Below are 12,500 nucleotides of genomic sequence, written 5' to 3' on the forward strand. Positions count from 1 at the left end.
GGGATGCCGAGGTCCTCACCCGCCTACCCCCTCCCCCTTCTCCTCCTACTCTGCAGCTCCTCCCCCGTACCCTTTGCTATAACCTCGTAGAGCACAGCCCTCTTCCCCTCCCCGGGCCTGAGGAGGCGGCCGAGCCTCTGTATGAACTGCCTCCTGCTCCCCGTACCCGACACTAGAATACCTACGTTGGCGTCGGGTATGTCGAGCCCCTCATCCCCCACCGTCGTCACAACAAGCACCCCAGACTCCATAGCCCTGAACTTGGCCAGTGTCGCCTCCCTCAGCCTCCTCTCCAGACCCCCGTGGAGGAGGAGGGCTCCAGTGCGCCTAGCAATCTCCTCGGCCTGCCTCCGGTACTGAGTGAACACTATTATCTTGGACCCCCGTGACAGCTCTTCCCTCACCAGCTTCTCCACAGCCCTTATCTTCGACTCGCTAAGCTGCACAATCTCCTTCATCCTCGTGTTCACCCTTATCGCCTCAACCGCGGTGGGGTCCCCCCTCCTGGCGTCCTCCAGTATCTTCTCGAAGCTCCTCCCCCGGGCTAGGAGCCTGTACTTCCTCTTGAGGTCCTCGTAGACCCTCTTCTCCTCCCCCTCCAGCTCAACCTTCACCCGCCTTATGATGAAGGGGGCTAGGTATCCCTTCCTGGTCAGCTCGCCGGGGCTGCTGCTATACACCACCCCGCCCACGAGGCTGTATACCTCCTCGTGCCTCCCGTCCTCCCTCTCTATCGTGGCGGAGAGGCCCATCCTGTAGGGCGCTGGGCTGGCCGAGGCTATCCTCTTGAACTTCTCGGCTGGGATGTGGTGGGCCTCGTCGAACACTAGGAGGGGGAAGAGGGGGGCTAGCCTGTCTATGTGGCGGTAGGCCGTCTGGTACGTTGTTACCGTTATAGGTGCTAGCCTCTTCTCCTCGCCATAGTACGCCCCCACCAGGCCGTGGGCGTCGGTGAACCTCCTGAAAGCCTCTATCCACTGGCGGACATGGTCCCTCGTATACACTACTATGAGGCTCCACACCCCCGCCTCCGCGACGGCGGCTATGGCCACCACAGTCTTGCCAGCCCCGGTGGGCAGCACTATAACCCCCCTCCCCCTGGCCTTCCTCCAGGCCTGGAGAGCCTCCTCCTGGTAGTCCCTGAGCTTCCCTGTGAAGCGTATGGGGCGGGGGAGCCTGTGTGAGGATGGGGGAAACACCCTGTCCTCCACCTTGAGCCCCCTGCCCTCGAAAGCCTCTCTGAGGCGGGGGTACAGTAGGGGGGGCGCCCTGTACGCTCTCTCCCCCCTGTCGTAGGGGAGGCTGAGGCCCTCCTCCTCGAGTATGGGCTTCAGCATGACCCTGCTCCGTATATATATCCAGCCGCCCCGCAGCTCCATCACAACCCTCAGGGCCTCCTCGGCCGCCCTCCTGAGGGCCTCGAGATCCTCCTCCACAACCACCCCCAGGTCCTCGAGGGAGGCTATAGCGTCCCACAGGCTCAGGCCGTTTTCCCTCAGCCTCACGGGGTCTATTCTAAACAGGCCGTAGCCCCTGTCCCTACCCAGGTAGCGGGCGAAGCGCGAGACCTCTTTGAAAGCCTCGTCGCCCAGCCACCCCTTCACCCTGAATGTGAGGCTCCAGGGCTCCAGCCCCCTCTCCACCCCTCCTTCACCCCTGTGGCGATGGCGGCGCGGGCTCCAGCCCCTCTATCCTCCACCCAGCCGGTGTGAGGCCGAGCTTCTCGAGCGCCTTCTTAACCCTATATGGCGGGTCTAGCGGTATTACTATCTCAACGCACCCCCTATCGAGAGCCACCTTCGCCACCTCAGGCCAGTCAGCAGCCTTGAGGAGCCTAGGCCCCCACTCGTCGCCGCAGCCCCTGACGACTAGGGCGGCCGCGGTGTAGCACTCCTGCTCCATGCTCCAGGAGACGTGGTAGTAGATGTGGAGGCCGCCTGTGCTTGAGAGGCGTAGGAGGGCCTCGTCCAGGCCCGTCCTCTCCAAGGCAGCTACCGCGGCGTGGAGCTCCTCCTCCCCAGCCTCCACCAGGGGGAGGCCGTCCTCCACGCAGGGCCCGGCTTGATGCGTGGGTTCTAGCTCAGCCCCGCCGGCGGCGGGTCGCCGCTTAACACTCGCCTCATCGCCGGGCCCCCGGTTCAACTCGCCTCCTCTAGAATTTTCTTGGGCTTCCGGGGTTGTTAAGGGTTGGGCCCTCCACCCCTTATATCCCCGGGGGTTCTCGTGATTGTCTCATGGGGTGTAGCATAATTACGCCGTCTAGGGGCTCGGCCTCCTGCCCCCCGGGGGAGGCTCCTCATGGAGAGGCCAGGTATAGGGCCGCTCTCATACTGAGGTCTGCCAGGAGGTTTATGACGCTTAGGGAGCTCTCAGAGGTCCTCGGGCTCCCCCTCTCAGCCGTCTCGAGGTACTCGAACCTGAGGCTCCTCCCCAGCGTGGAGAGCGCCCTGAGGATTATAGAGGGGGTGCTCTCCAAACAGGTCCTCTCCAGTATACTCATGAAGAGGATAACAGCCTCGAGGGCTGGCAGGGAGGCCACAGTCTACGACATAACCTCCGCCGCAGGGGACCCCGACGTCCTCCACCTTGTGGGGGAGTATGTTTGCATGAGGTCCAGAGGCCTCTTCGACGCGATAGTAGCCCCAGAGGTAGGGGGGGTGACGTTCGCCACCGCCGTTGCAATGGTCTCGAGAAAGCCTCTGGCAATAGCGAGGAGGATTAGGATGGGGTGGGAGAGGTTTGCAGAGATACCTGTCTACAGGGACCCAGCGACGGTGGACTACTACTACCTAAACCTGGACTATCTAGAGGGGGTTAGCACGGCTATAATAGTGGACGACTTCGGCGTGAAAGGGGCCACCATCTCAGGGTTCGTCGAAGCCCTCGAGAGCCACGGCATCGAGGTGAAGGGAGTCTACCTGATGGTGGGGGTGGGGGGAGACTGGAGGAGGGCCCACCCAAGAGCCGAGGCCATACTCGAGATAGGGCTATAGAAGTCCCTGGGGGGTTGAGGCGGCGTCAGTGAGGTCACCACTCGCCATCCCCCCAAGGGCTCCAGAGCCCCTGGGGGATGCTGCACTCGGCAAAGACATCATCCTGCCCGCCGGGCTATACACCCGCTGTATCCAGGATCCCCGGGGAGCCCAGGATAATATTAACCGGGGTGGCCGAGTTATAACGCTCTCCAAGCCTGAGCCGCCCAGGGAGCCCCGCCCCGGCGGGGGTTCTGTGTGTACGGCGGCCTCCCCCGGGGGCTCTCTATTCTAGGAGGCGGTTTACAGTCTTCTGGGGGTCGAAGGGCTCTAGGTCCTCGTAGCCCTGGCCTGTTCCCAGGTAGAGTATGGGTTTTCTTATGGCGTGGGCTACTGAGACTAGTGTCCCGCCCTTCGGGTCTGCGTCGACCTTGGTTACTATGACGCCGTCTACCCCGACAGCCTCGTTGAAGAGCCTCGCCTGTTCGACCGCGTCGTTGCCGGTGAGGGAGTCTACTACTAGTATCTTGTAGTCGGGGTTTGAAACCCTCACTATCTTCCTCAGCTCCTCCACGAGGTTGCTGTCGACGTGCATCCTGCCCGCGGTGTCGACGAGGACCGCGCAGAACCCCCTGGACTGGGCGTGTTTTATGGCGTCATACGCCACGCTGGCAGGGTCTGCGCCGTAGCGGCCGCGGACGATGGGCACGCCGATCTTCTCGGCGTGGGCGGCCAGTTGCTCCTGAGCGCCCGCCCTGAAGGTGTCGGCCGCCGCTATCACAGGCGTGACACCGGCCTTCCTGAGCATGTAGGCGACCTTTGCTATAGTCGTCGTCTTCCCCGTCCCGTTCACCCCTAGGAATAGTATCACGAGGGGCCTTCCGCCGCAGCGGGCCCGGGCCTCCCCCGCTAGGTCGGGCCTCGGCCCCGGGTCGAGGAGGGCTAGGAGAGCCTTCCTGAGAGCCTCCCTCACAACCCTCTCCACAGGCTCTCCCCGCCTTATCCTCGACCCCACGAGCTCCTCCCTAACCCCCGCGACTATGGCCTCCGCAGCCTCCAGGGCGACGTCGGACTCTACAAGGTCTAGGAGGATGTCGTCAAGCAGGGGCTGGAGGTCCTCGGGCTTGATCTCCCTGTAGGCCAGGGTGTCTATTATCCCCCTGGCTATATGCTCGGAGGCCCTGTTCAGGGCCTCCCTTAGCCTCCCGAACAACCCTTCGGGTACACCTCCAGAGGAGCCGGGCTGGACGGGGTGTGAGCCCAGGTGTGGATACGCCTAGCCTGTGGAGAGGGTGTTAGGCCCCGGTTTGGGAGCTCTTCTTCTCCCCGCCCGCCTGCTGGGCGGCCTGGCCTGCTGTGAGGGCTTGGAGGAGCTGTAGGTACTGGTCGTGTGTTTTCGCGAGCTTGTCCAGCTCCTGCTTCAGCGTCTCCAGGCTCTTCTTGAGGGCGTCCTCCTTCTTCGCCAGTATCTCAGCGGCTTTTGCCGTGTCGAGTTTCGCGTAGACATTTAGCCCTAGGTGTACTATCGCCTTGCCGGGCTCTAGGAGCCTCGCCTTCAGTATTGTGTTGAGCTCCGGGTCGCCCGGGAAGAGGGTTTCTCCATCGTGGCCAGCCGCCTTCTCCACAGTCTCCTTAGCCGCCTGGACGCTCCTGAGCCTCAGCTCCAGCTGGGCCAGCACCCCCTGCAGCTCGGCTATCTGGTCCCTTATCATCTGGAGCTGGGCGGCTATCTCCTCGGGGCTCGGCATTTGCTGCGACACCAGCCATCACCCTGTCTTCACGAACCGCTCCAGCGACGCCAGCCTTATTATGTTGAGGTCCTCCACCTCGCTCGGGTCCACCTCCTCGACGCTCCTCACCCTTATGTGCTTCCTCCTCAGCTTGTGCCTGCTGCCCAGGTCGGAGTAGACCTTCTCTAGAGCGTGCTCCCTCTTAAGAGCCCTGACGTAGACCTCGAACTTCCTCCACTCGGGGAACCTGTCGTGGGATATGAGCATCTCCCCCTTAACCCTATACACCTTAACCTCGCTCACTTCACCCCACCTCCAAGGGCCACCTGTATGCGCGCTATCTCGGGGCCCGTTGTATCCTCTCCAACCAGGGCCCCATAACTGTTCGCCACGAGGCCTGTCCTCACGAACTCGACCCCGAAGTTTATGGTCCCTGCCTCGAAGGGGACCTTAAAAACGTCGGAGAGTAACTTGAGCTCCTCCTCACTAGCATCGGGGTGAGCGAGGCCCCCCCGGTTGGTTACCACCACCGCGGAGCCCACGGTATAAACCCCCGCCACCGAGCCCTCCACAACCTCGACCCCGAGAGTGTCGGAGACGGTCTTCAAAGCCTCCTTCTCCAGCCCCGGGGAGGCGAGGCAGGCCCTATCGTTGCAGACTATAACGTTCCCGAGGGCGTTGCTCCTCGTGGGAACAATCCCTATCTCAACCTCACCGAGAGCCTTCTTAACCAGCTCAACCTCCCTGTCGACACCCTCCGGCAGCAGGATCCCCCGGCTGTTGCCGGTGGTCAGAACCCCCACCAGCCTCATACCCAGAACCCTAAGCCTCACAACCCTCTCCTCAGCCACCCTGAGGACCTCCGAGATCGTCCTAACATCCTCAACCCCTATGTCGTCGGGGGCGAGGACGTAGGAGTCGGAGGCGGAGAGATAGACACCTATATTGGGGTTCCCATAGAGGCTCAGCTTCTCCACAGTGAAACCGCCACCGCTATCCATCCTCGAACCACCTATACACCAGCAGCCACACCACCACGCTCGGGGCGGGGGGCCATGGACAGGGGTTTCCGTGGAAGGGCAGGCCCTGGGGGGTTAGGCCTTGTACCTCCCGGGCCTGAGCTTCTTTCCGGCGAGCCTGACTATAGCCTTCCTCAGCTTCCCCTCGCCCTCCTCGGGCTCCTCCTCCCTTATGGAGACTATGATCTTCACCCTTGCGGGGGGCTTCTCCCTGCTCCTGCTCCAGATGTAGTTGTTGAGCTCGTTGTCGATTATGACCTCGTCGGCCTTCGTATGCCTCTTAACGAACTCCCTGACCATCCTAACAGCCCTCACTGCCCTTCTGGTCCTCCTACCCCAGTATACCCGGCGTAGGTTGACTACGTAGACCCAGGTCCCCTCCGTTGGCACCGCTCACCACCCCCGGGCTAGGCCTTCAGCTTGCTCCTCCTCCAGTGCCTCCTAAGGAGGTTGAACCTGATCCTCCTGCTCGTCCTGATGACGACCCAGACTGGTATGGCCCTGTTGGATTTGAGGGCTCTGGCGAGCCTGAGCTTCCTGCCTAGGGGCTTGTTCCTAGCCATACAGCGCCACCCCCTCCGGGTTAGCCCTGGAGTCGAGCGGTTTTATTCTGACCAGCTACTTCCTCTTTATCCTTATCTCGAAGTCTCTCCTCGTGCTCCTGTCTAGCTCGAGCAGTATCTGCACCAGGGTGTCGTCGTCGACGGGGGGCGCCAGCCTACCGGCCTGCACAAGCTGTATCACCGCGTTCTCAGCGGCCTCCGCTATCTCGGGCCTCACAAGCCTGAGGTTCGCCAGCCTCTCCCTAGCCTTGCTGGTTAGTATACGCCTCAGCACGGCGTCCTTCTGCGCCCTCAGCCTTGCCTGCTCCTCCTCCCTCCTCCTCTCCTCCTCGAGCCTGCGCTGGAGCTCCAGCATCTTCCTCCTCCTTATCTCCTCAAGCTCCTCGTCGTACTCGTAGGACAACCCTCTCTACACCTCCAGGGTGACATCCAGGATTGTGGGTGGGGTTAGGGGCCTATTAATATGAGGATATCGCCGGGGGGTTTAGAGGTACCTCTCGAGCTCCGGCCTGGTCTTGACCAGCTCCTCCATTATCTCCCTAGCTGTTGTGTCGAGGAGGCTCCTGCCGGCCGGCGACAGGGTTCTACCCCTGCCCGGCACCTTCACCACCAGCCCGGCCTCCTCGAGCTGCTGGAGTATCTTGCGGGGCACGCTGCCCCCGGCCTTCCTGAAGTGCTCTGGCGCCGAGCCCCTGTTCTGCCTCCCCCCGTATATTGTGCGGAAGGCCTCTATCCCTATGGGCTCGGGGCTCTTGTAGAGCTTCCTCAGCATGCTTGCGGCCCTCACATACCACCAGTCCCTGTCGGTCGGCGGCCTCTCCTTGTGGGGCCCCGTCTTGGCGAAGTAGGCCCAGGCGGGGGGCTTGACCTGGGGATACTTCTCCCTAAGCTTCTGGGCCACCCTCCTTATCAGGAGGTCTGCGGGCACCTCTAGCGCGTCGACCATTTCCTCTACTCCACCCAGGACCCAAGGAGTCTCCCGCTCGGCCTTTTAACCTTACCTCTCCTGGGCTTGTAGAGTATGAAGGTGTATCCCCTGACGCCCATGAGCCTGGCGCCGAGGCTGCTGGCCACCCTCCTGGCCACCTCCCTCCTACCGCCCTCCTCCCTCCTGAGGGCGGTCTTAAGCATCTTAACCTTGACAACCTCCTTCTTCTCCAGCCTCGCCTCTATCTCCCTGAGAACCTCCCTGGTGACCCCCGCCTTACCTATTATCACGTCCGCCCTGCCGTGGTGGGCCCTGCGGACCCTCTCCCTCACGCTCTCCACTATACTCCTCCCCAACACTGTATACCCCTGTCCGCGGGGATATAGCCTCCCCGCCCCGCGGCCCCTTCCTGTATGGGTACCTGTGTATCCAGCCGCAGTGTAGGCAGGTGACTACCGTGTAGGATAGCCCGCCCTCGCTCCTGAGCCTCACCCTCGCCGTCAAACCCGGTACCAGGGGTGTCCTGCAGCTCTTGCAGAACATCCTCTTAACCGTCCTGGGGGGCCTCACCCTGGTCGAGGCCGCCAGCTGGAAGAGCTGGCTGGCGACCCTCCTAGCCTCCTCCGCCAGGCCCCGGCGGGCCAGCTCCAGGGCCCAGCGGGCCAGCCTCTCCTCCTCCCCCCTCACAAGCCTGGCATAGCTGTCTCTACACCTTCTCCGCCGCCTCCTCTTCAACCCTCCTCAACTGCCTCTTATACATCTCGAGCAGCTCCTGGGTTGTGGTGGCGTCCTCGGGCCTCTTATCGTCCCTCCACCTTATGAACCTGGGGAACCTTATGCTTATCCCCACCCCGGGCCTCACAGCGTTGAGGCAGCAGGTGTGCATGGGGGAGAGGGTGAGCTCCGCCCCCAGTATCTCGGCGACTAGGGCTGGCTCCACCCACACGTCGGGCTCTATCCGCGACTCCACCCTCGGGTGCTTCCTGGGGATGATGTGCTTCTTCAGCATCTCGTTCATCCTGTCTAGCTCCTCGTCTGTGAAGCCCGTGGCGACCTTGCAGACAGTGGGGAACACGTCCCTCTCGGGGTCGTAGGCCGCCATCAGCAGGCTGCTCAGCTTGCCGCCCCTCTTCCCCCTGCCGTAGAAGGCCCCCACGACGACGAGGTCGACGGTGTCCATCATCTCGCTCTTGTAGTCCCTCTTGAGCTTAACCCAGAGCCATCCCCTGACGCCCGCGGTGTAGACGGAGTCCCTGTGGACCGCCTTGACCATAACCCCCTCGGCCCCCTCCTCTATCGCCTTCAGGAAGAAGGTCCACAGCTCCTCCGGGTCGCTGGTCTCGATGGACTCGGCAAGCCTCCATAGGGGCGTCTCCACCACTATCTCCCTCAGCCTGCTACGCCTCTCCGGGAGGGGCTTGCTGGTGAGGTCCTCGCCGTCCACGTAGAGGGCGTCGAAGAGGAAGACGGCCACCGGCACTTCCCTCATGACCCTGTGTATGTCGTGCTTCCTCTTCCTCTGCATGAGGACCTGGAACGGCTGTAGCTCGTAGTTGTCCGGGTCTACAGCCACTATCTCGCCCTCCACTATCGCCTCCCGCGCCTTAAGCCCCTTCCTGGCCATCTCAACCACGTCGGGGAACATCCTCGTAATGTTCTCCAGCCTCCTCGAGTAGATGTATACCTCCCCGTCCTTCTTGTGGATCTGCGCCCTCTCCCCGTCGTACTTGTACTCCACCACCGCCCTCCCGCCGACCTTCCTCAGTATCTCAGCCGGGTCCCTCCCCCTCTCGGCGAGCATTGGCCTTATCGGAACCCCCACCTGGGGCTTCACGCCCCTCAGCGCCTCAACCCCCTCCCTCGCCACAACCTCCGCGATGTAGCCCAGGTCGGCCCTGAGGTTGTAGGCCCTCTCTATAACCGGCCTGGCGTGGGCGCCCCCTCCGAAGGCCATGGCCAGGGCGTCGAGTATAGTGGCGTCGCCGACGCCGACCCTCAGCCTGCCCTCCACGAACCTCACGATATACTTGGCCTCCACAGGCTCCGCGTCCGCCAGGAGGCCGGCGAGGAGCCTCAGCTTGATGTCCCTGCTACCCTCCCCCTGGGCCATCGCTATCCTGTAGAGTGTGTTGTACACCCTCCTAACAGTCAGCGCCTCCCCCCCTCCGGCCATGAAGGCCTCCAGGGTCACAGCCCTCGACGCCCTAGCCCTGTACTCCCGGGAGAGCCTCTCCGCAACGCTCCCCAGGTCGCCTATAGACTTGTAGAGCTTCTCAACCCTCTCCTCAGTAGCCTTGTAAGCCAGGGCTATCGCCTTCACCAGAAGCTTCTCCCCAACCCCCAGCTCGGGCAGCCCCTTCCAGTCTGGCCCCAGCTTCCCCTGGATCAGGTAGACGACAATGCCTATCGCCCCCGGGGGCGTGGACTTGAAGAGCCTCGTGAGGAGGAGGGTAAGCTGCGTCCTAGATGTTATCCTCTCCATAGAGGCGAAAGCCTCGGCCACAGGCTTGAAAGGCATGTCACCACCGCCAGCATCCCCCAGGCTAGACGCCAAAAACCGACACCCCACCACCCACAGAATATATTGGAGCCCCAGACTTGAATAGGTTGGCACCCCAGCAGTTACAACCCGGGGGGGCGGTGAGTGCAACCCGGCAAGTCCGAGCCCAAACCCCCCGCCCCCCGGGCGGGCGGGTGCTATGAGTGGAAGTCGGGGTTTAACGAGCCCCCCGCCCTTCTTGGCTTCGCTGTTGAAGGGTTATCACCCCCCGGAGGCTAGGGTTTCCTCTGGGATGAATGGGCCGACATAGCCCGACGGCCGTGTGCGGCTGGGGTTTCCCGCCTGGCTGGATGACGTGGGGTCAATGGAATGACCATTCCCCGGCCTCTCTGCGGTACTAGCATCTCCTACGACTCCGGCCTCGCCGAGGTCCTGGAAGCCTCCTCCGGGCCGCTGTGCAGCCTTCTCTCGAGCCTTGAGAGGCCGCCGCCCAGGATTTATGTTAGGGTTAACACGCTGAAGGTGGGTGTTGACAGGTATCTCGAGATGCTTAGGGGTGCCGGGCTGGAGTTCAGGGTTGACGAGGACATACCCGAGGCTATCTGGCATCCGGTGGAGGGGCCTCTCTCCTGGGAGTTTAGGGGTAAGAGGGTTGTGGCGGATAAGGTGGCGAGCGAGAGCGTGCTGATGGGGAGCGACCTCTACGCCCCGGGCGTCCTCCACGCCAAGGGTGTTGAGAGGGGTGATGAGGTGGTTGTGGTGGCGCCCAACGGCAGGGTTGTGGGGGGTGGTGTGGCCGTCATGTCTTGGCGGGAGATGAGGAGGTCGGGGCGGGGGCTGGCGGTCAGGGTTACGAAGCCGATCTACAGGGCGCCGAGGGTGTCGGAGCTGCCGGGGTTCAGGGAGGGGCTGGTGTACGGCCAGAGCATAACCTCCATGTACGTTGCCAGGGCCCTGGACCCCAGGCCCGGGTGGACTGTGGTGGATATGAACGCCGCCCCCGGGGGGAAGGTGAGCCACGTCGCCCAGCTTGCCGGACGGGGGGCGAGGATAATAGCTATTGACAGGCCGAGCAAGGTGGCGAGGCTGAGGGAGACCCTGGAGAGGCTGGGGGCGGGTTGGGTGAGGGTTGTGGGGGGCGATAGCAGGAGGGCCTCCAGCCTCCTGCCAGGCCTCGCCGGGAGGGTTGACGCTATCCTCGTCGACCCACCATGCACCAACATAGGCGTCATACCCAAGGTTTTCGATGTGAAGACGCTGAGGGACAGCGCCTCCGCCCACCGCTACCAGTGGATGTTCGTGGAGGAGGCCTGGAGGCTCCTGAGGAGGGGTGGCGTTCTTGCCTACTCCACATGCACCCTCTCCAGCCTTGAGAACGAGCTTATAGCTGCTAGGGCGGAGGAGCTTGGCTTCAGGCTCACGTGGAGCTGGGGGGTGAGGCCGAGCAGGGGGCGCCGGGGGCGACTGGGCTTCAGGTGGGAGCCCCACAGGGACGCTACCCCGGGCTTCTTCCTCGCCCTCCTTGAGAAGCCCTAGACGGCGCCCCTGTACCTGAGCCTCACAACCCCCAGCCCCAGCCTCGCGGCGAGCCTCTGGAGGGTGTAGTCGTCCGTCGCCAGGGACACCCTGCAGCCCCTCCACGCCAGGTCCAGGGCGAGGGCGAGGACCTCGATGTCAGCCCCGCTGAGCCTCCCCAGGACCCCGGCCCTCCTCGCCTCCTCCCTCGCCCTCTCCACGGCCCGGGGGCTCGGCGGGAGGACCTCGAGCCTCCCCGTGGACTGTAGGAGCTCCAGCAGCGCCCTGCTCCCCCTGTCCCTAACCTCCTCCAGGACCCTGGGGGGCGTGGCTAGCCTCCCGGGCAGGGCGGCTGCCTTGCCCGCTATGAAGGCCCCTGTGTCGAGCACTATGGCCTCGCTACCAGTAGGCGAGCAGTCTCGTGTAGAGCCTCTCATAGTAGTCCTCCCACCACCTGAACCTTGCTATCCTCACCCCGCTCCCGCACCTCTCTATATCCACAATACCCCCGGGCTCCAGCTCGTACACGTACTGCCCGTCTATGTTGACCACCAGCGGGTTGCTGTAGACGCTAGCCTCCACGGTGACCCGGGAGCCGCTGGGGACGACTATGCTCCTTAGGAACAGCTGCACCGGGTTTAGGGGTGTGAGGACCATCACGTCGAGCCTGGGGTCTATGATGGGCCCGCCCCCGCTTAGGCTGTAGGCGGTGCTCCCCGCCGTCGTCGAGACCACAACACCGTCGCCATCTATATTCATAGCCAGGTCGCCGTCCACGAACACGTGCACCCTCGCCATCTTCGCGTTGTTGGCGGTGACCGCGGTGTCGTTGAACATACACCCCCTGGCCTCCCCCTCAAGGTAGACGCGGTAGCGGGGGTACACAACCTCCCTGAACCTCCCATCCAGGAAGTCCCTGAGCCTCTCCACAGCCTCATACCTCTCAACGTCGAGGAGGAACCCCTTCTTCCCCGCCTTTATAGTCATGAAGAGGGGGCTCTCCCTCTCCCCCAGCCTGAGGAAGGTCCTCAGCAGGGTGCCGTCACCCCCCACCACAACCACCCTCCCCGGGGGGTCCCTGGATATGCTGAACCGGGGTAGGTGCGAGAGGGAGGGGTAGTCCACGGTCTCGTCCACGAGGACCTCCACACCCCTCTCCGCAAGCTCCTTCACAACCAGCCTCGCCACGTCCTCGGCTATCCCGCTCCTCCTCTTAACCACGAGCCCCACAGCACCGGCCAAAAGATGATCCCCCAGCGCCAGAGCCTCGGTC

17 protein-coding genes are annotated in these 12,500 nt (G+C 63.2%); 2 read left to right on the forward strand and 15 right to left on the reverse strand.

All coding sequences use genetic code 11. The annotated features are described in order from the left end of the window. Positions 1–23: 23 nt before the first annotated feature. Together ACAM_RS03555 and ACAM_RS03560 are read right to left on the reverse strand one after the other, a co-directional pair. Positions 24–1,643, reverse strand: coding sequence for a DEAD/DEAH box helicase (locus ACAM_RS03555; protein ID WP_022541437.1), 1,620 nt, complete (start codon positions 1,641–1,643; stop codon positions 24–26). 7 nt (positions 1,644–1,650) lie between these two features. Then, positions 1,651–2,049: a hypothetical protein gene (locus ACAM_RS03560; RefSeq protein WP_062662797.1), complete on the reverse strand. Its 399-nt coding sequence runs from the start codon at positions 2,047–2,049 to the stop codon at positions 1,651–1,653. Between the two features lie 185 nt (positions 2,050–2,234). Between ACAM_RS03560 and ACAM_RS03565 the strand changes: the two genes are divergently transcribed. Further along, the gene (locus ACAM_RS03565; RefSeq protein ID WP_062662795.1) at positions 2,235–2,993 is read left to right on the forward strand and encodes a phosphoribosyltransferase family protein; all 759 of its coding nucleotides are present in this window, start codon (positions 2,235–2,237) and stop codon (positions 2,991–2,993) included. A gap of 265 nt (positions 2,994–3,258) precedes the next feature. Here the strand turns inward: ACAM_RS03565 and ftsY are convergent, their stop codons facing one another. The 11 genes from ftsY to ACAM_RS03620 form a co-directional block, all read right to left on the reverse strand. Further along, positions 3,259–4,185 carry a signal recognition particle-docking protein FtsY gene (gene ftsY / locus ACAM_RS03570; RefSeq protein ID WP_022541440.1) on the reverse strand — a complete coding sequence of 309 codons (927 nt, stop codon included), beginning with the start codon at positions 4,183–4,185 and terminating at the stop codon, positions 3,259–3,261. Positions 4,186–4,267: 82 nt separating this feature from the next. Beyond that, on the reverse strand, positions 4,268–4,732 hold the full coding sequence (pfdA, locus tag ACAM_RS03575) for a prefoldin subunit alpha (protein ID WP_022541441.1): 465 nt from the start codon (positions 4,730–4,732) through the stop codon (positions 4,268–4,270). Positions 4,733–4,738: 6 nt separating this feature from the next. Further along, positions 4,739–5,005, reverse strand: coding sequence for a 50S ribosomal protein L18Ae (rpl18a, locus tag ACAM_RS03580; protein ID WP_022541442.1), 267 nt, complete (start codon positions 5,003–5,005; stop codon positions 4,739–4,741). Next, positions 5,002–5,703, reverse strand: coding sequence for a translation initiation factor IF-6 (locus tag ACAM_RS03585; protein ID WP_022541443.1), 702 nt, complete (start codon positions 5,701–5,703; stop codon positions 5,002–5,004). The genes rpl18a and ACAM_RS03585 overlap by 4 nt, the downstream gene beginning before the upstream one ends. 93 nt (positions 5,704–5,796) lie before the next feature. Continuing rightward, the gene (locus ACAM_RS03590; RefSeq protein ID WP_022541444.1) at positions 5,797–6,111 is read right to left on the reverse strand and encodes a 50S ribosomal protein L31e; all 315 of its coding nucleotides are present in this window, start codon (positions 6,109–6,111) and stop codon (positions 5,797–5,799) included. 17 nt (positions 6,112–6,128) lie between these two features. Beyond that, on the reverse strand, positions 6,129–6,284 hold the full coding sequence (locus tag ACAM_RS03595; protein ID WP_022541445.1) for a 50S ribosomal protein L39e: 156 nt from the start codon (positions 6,282–6,284) through the stop codon (positions 6,129–6,131). A gap of 55 nt (positions 6,285–6,339) precedes the next feature. After that, positions 6,340–6,687 (reverse strand): DNA-binding protein, encoded by a 348-nt coding sequence (locus ACAM_RS03600; protein WP_022541446.1) that lies wholly within the window; start codon positions 6,685–6,687, stop codon positions 6,340–6,342. An 81-nt stretch (positions 6,688–6,768) separates the two neighbouring features. Beyond that, positions 6,769–7,230 (reverse strand): 30S ribosomal protein S19e, encoded by a 462-nt coding sequence (locus ACAM_RS03605; RefSeq protein ID WP_022541447.1) that lies wholly within the window; start codon positions 7,228–7,230, stop codon positions 6,769–6,771. 5 nt (positions 7,231–7,235) lie between these two features. Further along, on the reverse strand, positions 7,236–7,553 hold the full coding sequence (locus ACAM_RS03610) for a YhbY family RNA-binding protein (protein ID WP_022541448.1): 318 nt from the start codon (positions 7,551–7,553) through the stop codon (positions 7,236–7,238). Then, positions 7,489–7,947 (reverse strand): ribonuclease P protein component 4, encoded by a 459-nt coding sequence (locus ACAM_RS03615; protein ID WP_022541449.1) that lies wholly within the window; start codon positions 7,945–7,947, stop codon positions 7,489–7,491. The genes ACAM_RS03610 and ACAM_RS03615 overlap by 65 nt, the downstream gene beginning before the upstream one ends. Continuing rightward, the gene (locus ACAM_RS03620; RefSeq protein ID WP_022541450.1) at positions 7,919–9,730 is read right to left on the reverse strand and encodes an ATP-dependent DNA ligase; all 1,812 of its coding nucleotides are present in this window, start codon (positions 9,728–9,730) and stop codon (positions 7,919–7,921) included. Before ACAM_RS03620 ends, ACAM_RS03615 begins: the two co-directional genes overlap by 29 nt. A gap of 351 nt (positions 9,731–10,081) precedes the next feature. On the opposite strand from ACAM_RS03620, the gene ACAM_RS03625 reads away from it, so the two are divergent. Next, the gene (locus ACAM_RS03625; RefSeq protein WP_022541451.1) at positions 10,082–11,248 is read left to right on the forward strand and encodes an RsmB/NOP family class I SAM-dependent RNA methyltransferase; all 1,167 of its coding nucleotides are present in this window, start codon (positions 10,082–10,084) and stop codon (positions 11,246–11,248) included. Here ACAM_RS03625 and ACAM_RS03630 read toward each other — a convergent pair. Then, positions 11,245–11,664: an NOB1 family endonuclease gene (locus ACAM_RS03630; RefSeq protein ID WP_022541452.1), complete on the reverse strand. Its 420-nt coding sequence runs from the start codon at positions 11,662–11,664 to the stop codon at positions 11,245–11,247. The two genes, ACAM_RS03625 and ACAM_RS03630, sit on opposite strands and share 4 nt — an antisense overlap. Next, entirely contained in the window at positions 11,627–12,469 is an 843-nt protein-coding gene (locus ACAM_RS03635; RefSeq protein ID WP_158318591.1) for an NAD(+)/NADH kinase, read from the reverse strand. Before ACAM_RS03635 ends, ACAM_RS03630 begins: the two co-directional genes overlap by 38 nt. Between the last annotated feature and the right edge of the window lie 31 nt (positions 12,470–12,500).

It is taken from the genome of Aeropyrum camini SY1 = JCM 12091, from assembly GCF_000591035.1.
Lineage (GTDB): Archaea > Thermoproteota > Thermoprotei_A > Sulfolobales > Acidilobaceae > Aeropyrum > Aeropyrum camini.